We start from the raw sequence: 14,093 nt of genomic DNA on the forward strand, positions 1-14,093 counted from the left end.
CGGGTTCAGCCCGAGAACCAGCGCTGCGGTGCCGGCCGGAGGTTCTGGTAGATGTGCTTGACCTCGGTGTACTCGCCCAGCCCCGTCGGACCCAGCTCGCGGCCGAAGCCGGACTGCTTGTAGCCGCCCCACTCGGCCTGGGGCAGGTACGGGTGGAAGTCGTTGATCCACACCGTCCCGTGGCGCAGCCGCGCCGCCACCCGCTGCGCCCGCGAAGCGTCGTTCGTGAACACCGCGCCGGCCAGGCCGTAGTGGGTGTCGTTGGCGATGCGGACCGCGTCGTCCTCGTCGGTGAACGTCTCGACCGTCAGCACCGGGCCGAACGACTCGTCGACCACCGCCGACGAACCCTGTTTCACCTGGTCGAGGATGGTCGGGAGGTAGTAGAAGCCGTCGGCCAGTGCCGGGTCGTCCGGACGGCGCCCGCCCGTGCGCAGCACCGCGCCGTCGGCCAGTGCGGCCGCCACGTACGCCTCGACCTTCGCCCGGTGCGCCGCCGAGATCAGCGGGCCGGTTTCCGCCTGCGCGTCGAACGGGCCGCCCAGGCGGATCCGCTCGGCCCGGCGCACCAGCTCGTCGACGAACTCGTCGTGCCACTCCCGCTGCACGATCAGCCGCGCGCCCGCCGAGCACACCTGGCCGGAGTGCAGGAACACCGCCGTCAGCGCGTAGTCGACCGCGGTCTCGAAGTCGGCGTCGGCGAACACCACGTTCGGGTTCTTCCCGCCCAGCTCGAGCGCCACCTTCTTGATGGTGCCGGCGGCCGCCGCGGCGATCACCTTGCCGGTCGCCAGGCCGCCGGTGAACGACACGAGGTCGACGTCCGGGTGCGAAGCCAGCGGCGCGCCGGCCTCGGCGCCCGCGCCGAGCACCAGGTTCCCCACGCCCGGGGGCAGGCCGGCCTCGGTGAGCAGCTTCAGGAACAGGATCGCGGTGTGCGGGGTCAGCTCGCTCGGCTTGAGCACGAACGTGTTGCCCGCGGCCAGCGCCGGCGCGATCTTCCACACGGTCTGCAGCAGCGGGTAGTTCCACGGCGTGATCAGCCCGCAGACGCCGACCGGCTCGTGCACGATCCGGCTGATCGCGTCCGGGCTGCCGGTGTCGACGACGCGCCCGGCGTCCTGCGCGGCGAGCTTGCCGAAGTAGCGCAGGCAGGCGGCGATGTCGGCCATGTCGTAGCGGCTCTCGACCAGGCGCTTGCCGGTGTCGAGCGACTCGGCGCGGGCGAACGCCTCCGCGTCGCGGTCCAGCAGGTCCGCCGCCCGCAGCAGCAGGTCCCCGCGCAGGTGGGCGGGGGTGCCGGGCCACGGGCCGGTGTCGAAGGCCCGGCGGGCCGCCGCGATCGCCGCCTCGGTGTCCTTGGCGGTGCCCTCGGCGACCGTCGCGACCAGGGACCCGTCGGCCGGGCAGCGGATCTCCCGCCGGCCGCCGTCCACCGCGTCCACCCATTCGCCGCCGATGAAGAAATCCGCCATGCGGTCCATTCTCGTGGCCACGCCGCGTGACCGCCACAGCGACGCGGGGAGACGAGGTTCACCCCGGGTGCTGACCGGCGGTCGCGCTCCGGTTGTGACGCCCGACGCGGCCTGCGGCCCCGCTCTGGCGGGTCTCCGTAGACTGGCCGGAACCGAGCGAGTGAGGTGGAGACGAGTGACGATGCTGGAGTCCCTGAGCGGGCCGGCGGACCTGAAGCGCATGAGTGTCGAGGACCTCGGCGAACTGGCCGCCGAGATCCGGGACTTCCTCGTCGACAAGGTGCGCCGGGCGGGTGGCCACCTGGGGCCGAACCTCGGCGTCGTCGAGCTGACCCTGGCGCTGCACCGCGTGTTCGACTCGCCGCGCGACGCGATCGTGTGGGACGTCGGTCACCAGGCGTACGTGCACAAGCTCGTCACCGGCCGCGCGGCCGGGTTCGACCTGCTGCGCCAGACCGGCGGGGTCACCGGTTACCCGTCGCGCGCGGAGAGTGAGCACGACTGGGTGGAGAGCAGCCACGCCTCGTCCGGTCTGTCCTATGTGGACGGCCTGGCGAAGGCGTTCGAGCTGGCCGGGGGCGGCCGGCACGCGATCGCCGTCGTCGGCGACGGCGCGCTCACCGGCGGCATGTGCTGGGAGGCGCTCAACAACATCGCCGCGCACAAGGACCGCCCGGTCGTCATCGTGATCAACGACAACGGCCGGTCGTACTCGCCGACCATCGGCGGCCTCGCCGACCACCTCGCGGCGCTGCGCCTGCAGCCCGGCTACGAGCGGCTCCTCGACGGCGGCCGCGAGATCCTCAAGCACACCCCGGTCGTCGGCAGGCCGATCTACGCCGCGCTGCACGCCGCGAAGGCCGGCCTGAAGGACGCGCTGAGCCCGCAGGCGATGTTCTCCGACCTGGGCCTGAAGTACCTCGGCCCGGTCGACGGCCACGACCAGGTGGCGCTGGAGAAGGCCCTGCAGAGCGCGAAGGCGTTCGGCGGCGCGGTGATCGTGCACGTGGTGACCGAAAAGGGGCACGGCTACGCGCCGGCGGTCAACAACGAGCACGACCAGATGCACCAGACCGACCCGATCGACCCGGAGACCGGCCTGCCGCCGGTGAAGGGCCCGAGCTGGACCGGCGTGTTCGGCGACGAGCTGGCGAAGATCGGCGCCGACCGCGAAGACGTCGTCGCGATCACCGCGGCGATGCTGCGCTCGACGGGGCTGGACAAGTTCGCCGAGGCGTTCCCGGACCGCTGGTACGACGTCGGTATCGCCGAGCAGCACGCGGTCACCTCCGCCGCGGGGCTCGCGATGGGCGGGCTGCACCCGGTGGTGGCGATCTACTCGACGTTCCTGAACCGGGCGTTCGACCAGGTGCTGATGGACGTGGCGCTGCACCGCCTGCCGGTGACGCTGGTGCTCGACCGGGCCGGGATCACCGGGCCGGACGGGCCGAGCCACCACGGCATGTGGGACCTCTCGCTGCTCGGCATGGTCCCGGGCATGCGGGTGGCGGCCCCGCGCGACCCGGCGACGCTGCGCGAGGAACTGCGCGAGGCGGTCGCGGTGGCCGACGGGCCGACGGCGCTGCGGTTCTCGAAGGGCAAGGTCGGCACGGACGTGACGGCGGTGGAGCGGATCGGCACGGTCGACGTGCTGCGCCGCCCGGCCGAGGGCGCGGACGTGCTCCTGGTGACGGTCGGCGCGTTCGCGACGCTCGGGCTGGCGGCCGCGGCCCGGCTGGCCGACCAGGGCATCGGCGTGACGGTGGTGGACCCGCGCTGGGTGCTGCCGGTGCCGGCGGAGCTGGTCGCGCTGGCCGCGCAGCACAAGCTGGTGGTGACGGTGGAGGACAGCGGCCGCCACGGCGGCTTCGGCTCGGCGTTGGCGGCGATGTTCCGGGATGCCGAGTGCGATGTGCCGCTGCGGGATTTGGCGGTGCCTCAGTCGTTCCACGACCACGGGAGCCGGGATGAGGTCCTGGGGCGGATCGGGTTGACCGCTCAGGACGTGGCCCGCCGGGTGACGGAGTGGGCCTCCCGGTTGAGTTCGAACGCCGAGCAGTCCGAGAAGAGCGCCGACCGCAGCTGAGCGGTGTTGTGCTTCTGCCCGCGGTGGAAAAGATTGTCCTCGCCGGACGGGCAGGCTCTGGGATGACCGCCCAGCTCAGGACTCGGCGGGGGCGGGTGACCGTGGGCGCGTTGTTCAGGCGAACCTCGTCATCACGTGCTTGACCCGGGTGTACTCGGCGAACGCGTATGCCGACAGGTCCTTGCCGTGGCCGGAGTGGGCGAATCCGCCGTGGGGCATCTCGGCGACCAGGGGGCCGTGCGTGTTGATCCACACGCAGCCGAAGTCCAGGTCGGCCGATACCCGGGCGGCGACGGCGAGGTCGCGTGTCCAGACCGACGATGCCAATCCATACGGGACACCGTTGGCCAGGGAAACCGCCGAAGCCTCGTCCGGAAAGGACTGGACCGTGAGCACCGGGCCGAAGATCTCCTCCTGGACGATCTCGTCGTCCTGGCGCGCCCCCGAAACCACCGTGGGGGAGAAGAAGAAACCCCGGGTGCCGAACCGCGTGCCGCCGGTTTCGATGCGCGCGTGCGGGGGCAGCCGGGTGATGAGGCCTTCGACGCGCGAGAACGGCGCCGCGCTGTTCAACGGCCCGTAGTCGACGCCCGGCGTCCGGGCCGAAGCCGCCTTCGCCAGCGATGCGACGAAGGCGTCGTGGATCGATTCGTGCACCAGTACCCGGCTGCCCGCCGTGCAGTCCTGACCCGCGTTGTAGAACGCCGCGCCCACGATGCCCTCCACCGTTGCCGGGAGGTCGGCGTCCGGGAAGACCAGCAGCGGTGCGTTGCCGCCCAGCTCCAGGTGGGTGCGCTTGAGGTCCGCGGCCGCCACGGTGGCGACGTCGATGCCCGCCCGGGTCGATCCGGTGATCGAGACCAGGTCCGTGAGCGGGTGGCGGACCAGCGCGCGGCCGGTGTCGCGGTCACCCGTCAGCACGGTGAACGCCCCCGCCGGCAGGAACTCCGCGGCGACGCGGGCCAGCAGTACGGCCGTCGAGGGGGTCGTCTCGGCCGGCTTGAGCACCACCGTGTTGCCCGCTGCCAAGGCCGGCGCGATCTTCCAGACCGCCATCATCAGCGGGTAGTTCCACGGCGCGATCTGCGCGCAGACGCCGACCGGCTCGCGGCGGATCACCGACGTGTGGCCCGGTGCGTACTCCCCGGCCGCGGTGCCTTCCAGCTGCCGGGCGGCCCCGGCGAAGAACCGCAGGGCGCTCACGCACTCCGGGATCTCCTCGTCGAGCACCACGGACCGGATCTTGCCGGTCTCGCGCACCTCGAGGTCGGCGAACTCCGCCGCCCGCGCCTCCACTGCGTCGGCGACCTTCAGCAGCGCCAACTGCCGTTGCGCCGGCGTGCTGCGCCGCCAGATCGCAAACGCTTGCGCGGCCGATTCGAGCGCCGCGTCCACCTCGGACTGCGAGGCGATGGGGCTGGTGCCGAACACTTCGCCCGGTGGCCGGGTCGGTCAGGTCGAGCGTGCGGGTCATGCCTTCTCCAGGTGGGTCGGCGCGAACAGCTTCAGCAAGGCGGGGAGGACGACGACGGACGGCCCGGGCGTGCGCAGCGCGTCGGCCAGGTCCGCGCCCACCGTGTCCGAAGACGACAGCCGAGCGGGAACGCCGAAGGAGGAGGCCAAAGCGACGAAGTCCGGCCGGGTCAGCTCCGTGGCCGTGGTGTGGCCGAAGGCGCCGGTGAGGTACTCGCGCAGGACGCCGTAGCCGCCGTCGTCGATGATCAGCCACGTGACGTCGAGGCCGTGCTGCACCGCGGTGGCCAGCTCGGCGACGCCGTACATCGCGCCGCCGTCACCCGACACGGCGAGCGTGGGACCACCCGCGACGGCGCCGCCGAGCGCGCCCGGCAGCCCGTAACCCAGCCCGCCCGCGCCCTGCGCGGTGTGGATCGGCGCGCCCTCGGGGTTCCACGCCGACCACGCCCAGTACGCGGCGATCGTCATGTCCCAGAACGTCTGCGTGCCCTCGGGCAGTGCCGCGCGGATGTCGTCGATCAGCTTCCGCTCGGTGGCCAGGTCCTGACTGTCCAACCGGGACTCCACGGCGGACACCAGCGAAGAAACCGCCTTCTCGGCCCGGCCGTCGGACGCCCGCATCGGCACCCACTCCAGCAGCGCCTGCAGCGTGAGCCGCACGTCGGCGTGGATGCCGAGGCCGGGGTAGTTGGACTCCAGCTTGCCGAGGTCGGCTTCGACCTGGATCAGGCGGCCGCGCGGGGCGAACTCGCGGTAGTTGCTGGACAGCTCGCCGAGGCCGGAGCCGAGCACGAACAGGACATCGGCGTCCGCGAGGAACTCCGTGGTGTGCCAGTCCTCCAGCCACGACCGCCCGGACAGCTCGTGGTCCCAGCCGAAGACGCCCTTGCCGCCGAAAGTGGAGATCACCGGCGCGCGCAACGCCTCGGCGAGCGCCGTCAGCTCGGCGTGCGCGCCGGACCGCAAGGCCCCGCCGCCCGCCAGGATCACCGGATTCGACGCGGCGGCCAGCAGCTCGGCGGCAGCGGTGACCAACTCGGGCAGCGGTTCCAGGGGCGGGGGAGTGGCCGACACCGACGTGATCGGCGGGACCCCCGCCGGGCCGAGCAGCACGTCCTGGGGGATCTCGACCCACACCGGGCCGTAGGGCGCGGTCGCGGCCGACGTCCAGGCCTCTCGCAGTGCCGTCGGGATCTGGCTCGCGCGCCGCACGACGTGCACCGACTTCACGACGTCGCGGAAGCTCGCCTGCTGGTCGGGCAGTTCGTGCAGGTAGCCGTGGCGTCCGCCGCCCAGCCCGGCGACCGGGACCTGGCTGGAGATCCCGAGCACCGGCACCGAAGCCGCGCGGGACTCCTGCAGCGAAGCCAGCGTCAGCAGCGCGCCCGGGCCGGTCGAGACCACCAGCGGCGTCACCGGCACCGGGCCGTCCGGATCCGCCGCCAGCCGCGCGCGGGCGTGCCCGTCGGCGGCGAAGGCGAGGTTGTTCTCGACGCGCCCGCTGATCACGCGCAGGTCGCCGGCCCGCCGCAGCGCGTCGAACAGGCCCAGCGCGTGCTGGCCCGGCAGGCCGAACACGGTGTCGGCACCCAGCGCGCGCAGGGTTTCGACGACGACGTCACCGCCGATGCGGGTCATTCGCCCTTCCCCAAGGTCAGCAGGCTCACCAGGTCGTAGGCCACGTGGGAGGCCGCGATGGCGGTGATCTCGGCGTGGTCGTAGGCCGGGGCCAGCTCGACGACGTCCGCGCCGACCAGGTTGAGGTCACGCAGCCCGCGCAGGATCTCCAGGAGCTCCCGGCTGGTCAGCCCGCCCGCCTCGGGCGTGCCGGTGCCGGGCGCGTGGGCCGGGTCGAGCACGTCGATGTCGACCGAGACGTACAGCGGGCGGTCGCCGATGCGCTGCCGCAGCGCGTCGACCGTCTCGGCGACCCCGCGGCGCATGACGTCGCCGGAGGTGACGATGCCGAAGCCGAGCCGCCGGTCCTCTTCGAGGTCGCGCTTGCCGTACAGCGGCCCGCGCGTGCCGACGTGCGACAGCGCGCTCGTGTCGAGGATCCCTTCCTCCGACGCCCGCCGGAACGGTGTGCCGTGGGTGTAGGGCTCGCCGAAGTAGGTGTCCCAGGTGTCCAGGTGCGCGTCGAAGTGCAGCAGGGCAACGGGTCCGTGCTTCTTGGCCACGGCCCGCAGCAGCGGCAGCGCGATGGTGTGGTCGCCGCCGACGGTCACCAGCCGCGTCCCGTCCGCCTGCAGCGCTTCGGCTTCCTGTTGCAGCGTCTCGATCGCTTCGCCGATGTTGAACGGGTTGACGGCGATGTCGCCCGCGTCCACCACCTGGCGTTCGGCGAACGGCGAGACGTCCAGCTCCGGGTGGTACGGCCGCAGCAGCCGACTTGCCTCGCGGACGGCGGCCGGGCCGAACCGCGCGCCGGGCCGGTAGGACACCCCGGAGTCGAAGGGCACCCCGACGACGGCGACGTCGGCGCGCTCGACCTGGTCGATCCGCGGCAGCCGCGCGAAGGTCGCGAAGCCGGCGAACCGGGGGATGCGCGACGAGTCGAGGGGTCCGATGTTAGGCACTGGTGGGCTCCTGTTCCCGAATCGAGGGGTGTGTGTCTTCGCCGCTGAGGCGGTGGGTCCAGACGGAGAGGATCGCGGCGTCCGTGCGGGGTGTCGCGAGGCTGACGGCCAGGTACACCACCAGGCTCACGCCGAGGCCCCAGTAGATCGGGGTGTTGGCTTCGACGCCGTCGATGATCATGAAGGCGATGACCGAGATCGTGCCGGCCACCATCGACGCGTACGCGCCCTGCCGGGTGCCGCGCTTCCAGAACAGCGCGCCGACGATCGCGACGAGCAGGCCGCCGACCAGGATGTCGTAGGCGATGGTGAGCGCGTCGACGACGTCGTCGACCACCATCGCGATGCCGATGGCCAGCAGGCCGAGCACGAGCGTGGCGAGCCGGTTGCGGCTGACCTCGCCGCCCTTCTTGAGGCCCAGCTTGGTGAGCAGGTCGGACGTCGTCGTGGTGGAGCAGGCGATCAGCGCGCCGCTCGCCGTCGACATCATCGCCGAGAGCGCGGCGGCCAGCACCAGGCCGCGGACGCCGGTGGGCAGCAGCCGCTCGACGATCGTCGCGAAAGCGTCCTGCGCGCTGGCGATGTCCGGGTAGAGCGCGTGCGCGGCGGTGCCGATGAGGGCGCCGGCCAGGCCGTAGACCAGGCAGTAGACCCCGGAGGTGATGCCGCCGGACGTCGCGATCGCGGGCGTGCGGGCGGTGAACACGCGCTGCCAGATGTCCTGGCCGATCAGCAGGCCGAAGGTGTAGATCACGAAGTACGTGATGATCGTGTCCGTGCCGATCGAGGTGAAGCTGAAGAAGCTCGCGTCCAGCTTCTCGCTCATACCGGAGAAGCCGCCGGCGGAGCTGATCGCGACCGGCAGCAGGATCGCCAGGATGCCGATGGTCTTGATGACGAACTGGGCGATGTCGGTGAGGGTGATCGACCACATGCCGCCGAGCACCGAGTAGAGGACGACGATCGAGCCGCCGACCGCGATCCCCGCCCAGTTCGGCAGGTCGAAGAGCACCTTGAAGATGGTCGCGAAGGCCAGCGTCGAGGTGACCGTGAGCATGAGCGTGTAGCCCCACATGACGACGCCGGACACCGCGCTGGTGCGGCCGCCGTAGCGCAGGTCGAGCATCTCGCCGACGGTGTAGACCTTCAGCCGCACCAGCCGCCGCGCGAACAGCGCGTGCAGCACGAGGATGCCGACGCCGATGCTGACGACCAGCCACATCCCGGAGATGCCGTAGGTGTAGCCGAGTTTGACGCCGCCGACGGTCGACGCGCCGCCGAGGACGACGGCCGACATCGTGCCGGAGTACATGAACCAGCCCAGCCGCCGCCCGGCGACGAGGTAGTCGGACTTCGTCTTCGCGAGCCGGAGGCCGTACCAGCCGACCCCGAGCATGCCCGCGATGTACAGCGCGATCACCGCGTAGTCGCCGGTCACGGTGTCCTCCTCACGTCGGTTTCGGGTCACCGTAGGTTCGCTCGCCCCCTCTTCGGCATGGGATGATTCATCCCCAAGTCGACATCAGCAGGGATGAAATGGCCACGATTCCGGATTCTTCGCCCACGGAGGTGAATGTCCCGTTACGGGACGTGGTCGGCAACCGCGAGCTCGCGCTGGAGGTCGTCCCCGAGACGCTGCGGCCGGGCGCGCTGGACCTCCCCGTGCGCTGGGCCCACGTGAGTGAGCTGCAGGACCCCGCGCCCTACCTGGTGGGCGGCGAGCTGATCCTCACCGCGGGCGTCAACCTGCCGGAGCAGCTCGACCGGTACGTGCGCGGCCTGCGCGACGCCGGGGTGACCGCACTGGGGTTCGGGCTCACCCCGACGGTGCACGAGACCCTGCCGGAGCCCCTGCGCCGGGCTTGCGCGCGGCGCGGGCTGCCGCTGCTGGTGGTGCCCGCGCGCACGCCGTTCCTGGCGGTCAACCGGGCGGTCTCGGTCGCGCTGACCGAAGCCGGGCAGCGGGATCAGCGGCGGATCACCGCGGCGCGCGAGACGCTGACGCGCGCGGCGGGTGGCGGCCTCGGCGAACTGACGTCGTCGCTGGCGGCGGTGCTGCGGTCGTGGGTCGCCCTGGTCGGCGCCGGGGACGTGCTGGCCTCGGCGCACGACGCGCCTGCGCCGCTGCCGCCCGAGGTGCGGGAGCTGATGGCGACCGTGCGGGCGGGCAGCGGCATCCGGAGCGCGACCACCGAGCTCGCCGGCGGGTTCGCCGTCGTCCAGCCGGTGTACCCCCAGGCCACCGCCTCGCACCTGGTGGTCGTCGGCCGGTCCCGGCGGCTCGACGGCGCCGAGCGGGCGATCCTCGCCGTCGGCGCGGCCCTGCTCGGCCTGGTCGGCCGCGCGGGCTCGGACGCGGCCGAGCTGGGCGCGGCGGCCACCGGCCTGCTGCTCGGCCGGACGTTTCCCGGGGAGGTGGCCCGGTCACTGCTGGGGTCGGAGGTGGTCCGGCTGGTCGCCGGGGCGGCGTACCGGCGTGGCCCGGACGAGGTGGCCCAGCGCCCGGACTGGCTGCGCGCGCGGCTGGACACGCCCCTGGTCGAGGTCGGCGGTGGTACGCGGTTCACGGCTGTCGCGGGCACCGGCCCGGCGCCGGAGGTGCTGGCGGACCTGCGCGACCACGGCTGGCTGGCGGCCGTGGGTCCGCCGGTGCCCGCCGGACAGCTGGCTGGTTCCTCGGCGGAGGTGGAGCTGCTGCTTTCGCGGGCGCTCGCGCTCGGCCGCCCGGTCGTCGCCGGGAGCGAGCCCCTGGACTTCGATGCGCTGCTGGACCCGGGTGCTTCCCGCGGGTTCGCGGAGAAGGCCCTGGAGCCGCTGGTGGCGTTGGACCGGTCCCAGGACCGGCAGCTGGTGCCGACGTTGCGGACCTGGCTGGCCCACCACGGCGCCTGGGAACCGACGGCGGCGGAGCTGGGCGTCCACCGCAACAGCGTCCGGCACCGGATCGCCCAGGTCGAGCGGGCATTGCAGGTGGATCTGGCGGACCCGGAGACCCGGATGCGGCTGTGGTTCGCCCTCCGGTGGGCCGCCGCCAGTCCTTAAAGGGCACTCTCAGGAAAATATGGGATTGTGGGCTGGTGCGAGTTTTGGTAGTCGAGGACGAAGAACCCCTGGCCGATGCGATCGCCCGCGGCCTGCGCCGCGAGGGGATGGCGGTGGACGTCGCGCTCACCGGGGACGACGGGCACGAGAAGGCCACCGTCACCCGGTACGACGTCGTGCTGCTGGACCGGGACCTGCCCGGGATGTCCGGCGACGAGCTGTGCCGGGAGATCGTCGCGTCCGGGGAGCTGACCCGGGTGCTGATGCTCACCGCGAGCAGCTCGGTGTCCGATCGCGTCGATGGGCTGTCGCTCGGCGCCGACGACTACCTCGCCAAGCCGTTCGCCTTCCCCGAGCTGGTCGCGCGGGTGCGGGCGCTGGGCCGCCGGGCCACGCCGGCCGCGCCGCCGCTGCTCACCGCCGGAGACGTCGAACTGGACCCGGCCAAACGCACCGTCCGGCGCGCGAGCGGGCCGGTCGAGCTGACGCGCAAGGAGTTCGGCGTCCTCGAGGTCCTGCTGCAGGCCGCCGGGTCCGTCGTCAGCAGCGAGGAACTGCTCGAACGCGTCTGGGACGAGAACGCCGACCCGTTCACCACGACCGTCCGGGTCACCGTGATGACGCTGCGCAAGAAGCTCGGCGAGCCGGGGATCATCGAGACCGTGGTCGGCTCCGGGTACCGGGTGCCGGAGCCCGGCGCTTCGCGCGCGTGAACCTGCCGGGCACCCGCACCCTCCGCGCCCGGATCACCCTGCTGGCGACCGTGCTGGTCGCCGCCGTCAGCCTGCTGCTGCTCTGGCTGGCCTGGACGCTGGTGCGGGACTCGCTCGACGCCGTTCCGCAGATGCCGCCGGGCAGCACGGTGGTCGTCGACGGCGTCGAGGTCGACGCCTCGACGCTCGCCGAGCACCTGCGCGTGCACGCCCGCGACCGGATGCTGCTGTTCGGGTCGCTGGCGTTCCTGCTGGTGGTCGCGGCCGCGGCGATCCTCGCCTGGACGTTCACCTCCCGCGTGCTGCTGCCGCTGCGCGAGATCACCGGCACCGCGCGGCGGCTGTCGGTCGAATCGATGGGGGAGCGGATCGGCGAAATCCGCTCCCGCGACGAGCTGGCCGAGCTGGCGAGCACGTTCGACGACATGCTCGACCGGCTCCAGGCCGCGTTCGACGCGCAACGCCACTTCGTCGCCAACGCGAGTCACGAGCTGCGGACGCCGTTGTCGGTGATCCGCACGGAACTCGACGTCACCCTGTCCGACGACGACGCCGACGAAGCCGAGCTGCGCCGGATGGGCGGGGTGGTCCGCGACGCGACCGAGCGCGCCGGGCAGCTGGTCAACTCGTTGCTGCTGCTGGCCCGCACCGACGCCGCCGGGCTCGGCGTGCACGAGCCGGTGGACCTCGCGGTGGTCGTCGACCGGGCGTGGCGCGCGGTCCACCGCGAAGCCGCGGAGCGCGGGATCCGGGCGTCGTTCACCACGCCACCGGCGTCCGCGTTCGGCGATCCGGCGCTGCTGGAGCGGATCGCGGGCAACCTGCTGGAGAACGCCGTCCGCCACAACGTCGACGGCGGCTGGCTGGAGGTCGTGACCCAGCCGGGGCCGCGGTGGTCGATGCTGCGCGTCCGCTCGTCGGGCGGCCTGGTGGACCCGGCGGCGGTGCCGGAGCTGTTCGAGCCGTTCCGCCGGGCCGGCGTGGCCCGCACGGCCCGCCACGGCGCGGGCTTGGGCCTGTCGATCGTCCGGGCCGCGGTGGCGGCGCACGGCGGAACGGTCTCGGCCGAGCCGATCGTGGGCGGCGGCCTCGGCGTGACGGTCCACCTCCCGGCCCACTGACGCGTGCGCCGGCCCGCTGATCACACGTCCACGAAAATCGGGTTCGCGTACAACCACAGGTCCTCGAACGGGTTCGCCTGCCCGATGAGGTCCGGCGCCGGCTCGGTGTCGCCGTTCGAGCCGCGCACCCGCAGGTAGAACGGTTCCCTGACGTTCCGGAAGGTGTGCCGGAACACGACCGGCCGCCCCGGCGCCCAGCGCGGCTCGAACGATTCCACGACCCGGGTGCCCGGTGCCGTCATCGTGTCGCGGTCGGCGGCCGGGCCGGTGACCGGGCCCGCGACGACGTCCAGGCGCGCCAGCCGCGGCACCGAGCCGCCGCCGTTCGGGCGCGATGCCAGCCGGGCCGACACCACGACCGTGACGTCCGACCCCCGCCGCACCCGCAGGCGCCCGCCCAGCGTCGCCGCCGAACCACCGCCGTACGCGCCGACCTGCAGGTCCTGCGCCAGACCGCCGTGCCCGCCCCAGATCCGCCCGGCCCGCAGGCCGTCCAGGACGCCTTCGAGGCTCCGCCGCGTGACGCCGACGTACGTGCGGCTGAACTCGCCCGGGTAGAAGTCCGCGTACGGCGCGAGCAGCTGCGGTGTGCCGGTGTCGACGGGGTCGGGGAACCTGCCGTGCGTGTCGTACCAGTCGCCCGGCACGTCGGGGCGGACCAGCGTGTCGCCGCGGTTGTAGTGCGAGTCGGAGTTCGTGGTGATCCACCACGGCTTCCCTTCGGCGAGCAGCGAATCCCACAGCCCGCCGACCTTCGCCGTGGCCCAGTCCCAGCCGCCGTGCGTCCGGTACGCCTCGGCCGGGAAGCCCGGCCACGAGTTCGGGCCGGGGCTGTTGGCGTAGCCGCCGCGCGCGCCGCCGTTGCCGAGCGGCTTGGGGAAGCCGTCCGCCTGCGCGCCGGGCGCACCTTCCATGCCGATGACGATGCCCGGCGCGGCGTCGCGGTAGGCCCGCAGCTCGTGCGGGGCGACGCGGCCGTTGCGCAGCGGGTGGTTGATCAGCACGACCGGGGCGTGGATCCGCCGGGCCTGCTCCTCCGCGGCCAGCCAGCGCAACGCCCGGAGCGCGAGGGCCTCGTTCGCCGGGCTCGACGCCTCCGAGTTCGTCAGCCGCCAGTCGAAGGCCCGCTCGAACTCACGCAGCTTCGCAGCCTGCCGGTCCCCGGCCTGGAAGAAGACGGTCGCGTGCTCGGCGCCCGGGACGTTCCACTCCATGCCGTGCCACAGCAGCAGGTCCGGGTACTTCCGCCGGGCGGCGAGGAAGTCCGCCTCGGTGGGCTCGACCGACACCTTCTCGTGCTCGGCGTGGCCGTGGTCGGTGAAGACGATCCAGTCCGCGCCGTGCGCCCGCCCGCCGGCGGCGATCTGGTCGATCCGGTACATCGCGTCGTACGAGTACTGGCTGTGCGTGTGGTGGTCGCCCACCAGCCACTGGTAGCGGCCGCACAGGCGGCTCAGGCCGGAATCGGCGGAAGCGGGAGCCGGGAGGGGCACGCCCGCGGCGGCGGCCGCAAGGCCGGCGCCCTTGAGGAACCGGCGTCGATCGGTGGTCACGGCGGGACGCTAAGCCGCCGGGGTGAACGGGCGGTGTCCCGGCGGCCA

General features: G+C 73.0%; 9 protein-coding genes and 1 pseudogene. 4 read left to right on the forward strand and 6 right to left on the reverse strand.

The genetic code is table 11. The features are described from left to right. Positions 1-5: 5 nt before the first annotated feature. On the reverse strand, positions 6-1,475 hold the full coding sequence (locus QRY02_RS02610; protein ID WP_285989888.1) for an aldehyde dehydrogenase family protein: 1,470 nt from the start codon (positions 1,473-1,475) through the stop codon (positions 6-8). A 175-nt stretch (positions 1,476-1,650) separates the two neighbouring features. On the opposite strand from QRY02_RS02610, the gene dxs reads away from it, so the two are divergent. Further along, on the forward strand, positions 1,651-3,561 hold the full coding sequence (gene dxs, locus QRY02_RS02615; RefSeq protein WP_285989889.1) for a 1-deoxy-D-xylulose-5-phosphate synthase: 1,911 nt from the start codon (positions 1,651-1,653) through the stop codon (positions 3,559-3,561). A 114-nt stretch (positions 3,562-3,675) separates the two neighbouring features. Here the strand turns inward: dxs and QRY02_RS02620 are convergent. The 4 genes and pseudogenes from QRY02_RS02620 to QRY02_RS02635 form a co-directional block, all read right to left on the reverse strand. Then, positions 3,676-5,035 (reverse strand): annotated as a pseudogene (locus QRY02_RS02620) (gamma-aminobutyraldehyde dehydrogenase). After that, positions 5,032-6,675: a thiamine pyrophosphate-binding protein gene (locus QRY02_RS02625; RefSeq protein ID WP_285989890.1), complete on the reverse strand. Its 1,644-nt coding sequence runs from the start codon at positions 6,673-6,675 to the stop codon at positions 5,032-5,034. Before QRY02_RS02625 ends, QRY02_RS02620 begins: the two are co-directional and overlap by 4 nt. Beyond that, a complete protein-coding gene (gene speB, locus QRY02_RS02630; RefSeq protein ID WP_285989891.1) occupies positions 6,672-7,616 on the reverse strand; it encodes an agmatinase in 945 nt (314 codons plus the stop codon). Before speB ends, QRY02_RS02625 begins: the two co-directional genes overlap by 4 nt. Continuing rightward, positions 7,609-9,054: a sodium:solute symporter family protein gene (locus QRY02_RS02635; RefSeq protein WP_285989892.1), complete on the reverse strand. Its 1,446-nt coding sequence runs from the start codon at positions 9,052-9,054 to the stop codon at positions 7,609-7,611. Before QRY02_RS02635 ends, speB begins: the two co-directional genes overlap by 8 nt. Positions 9,055-9,152: 98 nt before the next feature. Here QRY02_RS02635 and QRY02_RS02640 point away from each other — a divergent pair, with 98 nt between their 5' ends. The 3 genes from QRY02_RS02640 to QRY02_RS02650 are packed head-to-tail and all read left to right on the forward strand — an operon-like array spanning position 9,153 to position 12,492. Next, positions 9,153-10,658: a PucR family transcriptional regulator gene (locus QRY02_RS02640; protein WP_285989893.1), complete on the forward strand. Its 1,506-nt coding sequence runs from the start codon at positions 9,153-9,155 to the stop codon at positions 10,656-10,658. Between the two features lie 35 nt (positions 10,659-10,693). Beyond that, on the forward strand, positions 10,694-11,371 hold the full coding sequence (locus tag QRY02_RS02645; RefSeq protein WP_285989894.1) for a response regulator transcription factor: 678 nt from the start codon (positions 10,694-10,696) through the stop codon (positions 11,369-11,371). Next, entirely contained in the window at positions 11,368-12,492 is a 1,125-nt protein-coding gene (locus QRY02_RS02650) for a sensor histidine kinase (RefSeq protein ID WP_285989895.1), read from the forward strand. Before QRY02_RS02645 ends, QRY02_RS02650 begins: the two co-directional genes overlap by 4 nt. 20 nt (positions 12,493-12,512) lie before the next feature. On the opposite strand, the gene QRY02_RS02655 is transcribed toward QRY02_RS02650, so the two are convergent. Next, complete coding sequence (locus tag QRY02_RS02655) at positions 12,513-14,045, reverse strand: twin-arginine translocation signal domain-containing protein (protein ID WP_285989896.1); 1,533 nt, start codon at positions 14,043-14,045, stop codon at positions 12,513-12,515. Positions 14,046-14,093: the final 48 nt, after the last annotated feature.

Origin of the sequence: Amycolatopsis sp. DG1A-15b (assembly GCF_030285645.1) — a bacterium.
In the GTDB taxonomy this organism is placed as follows: Bacteria; Actinomycetota; Actinomycetes; order Mycobacteriales; family Pseudonocardiaceae; genus Amycolatopsis.

Excerpts from the sequence above, each read along its gene's own strand:
- QRY02_RS02640 (WP_285989893.1), top strand. The coding sequence starts at position 9,153 with ATGGCCACGATTCCGGATTCTTCGCCCACGGAGGTGAATGTCCCGTTA.
- QRY02_RS02625 (WP_285989890.1), bottom strand. The coding sequence starts at position 6,675 with ATGACCCGCATCGGCGGTGACGTCGTCGTCGAAACCCTGCGCGCGCTG.
- QRY02_RS02610 (WP_285989888.1), bottom strand. The coding sequence starts at position 1,475 with ATGGCGGATTTCTTCATCGGCGGCGAATGGGTGGACGCGGTGGACGGC.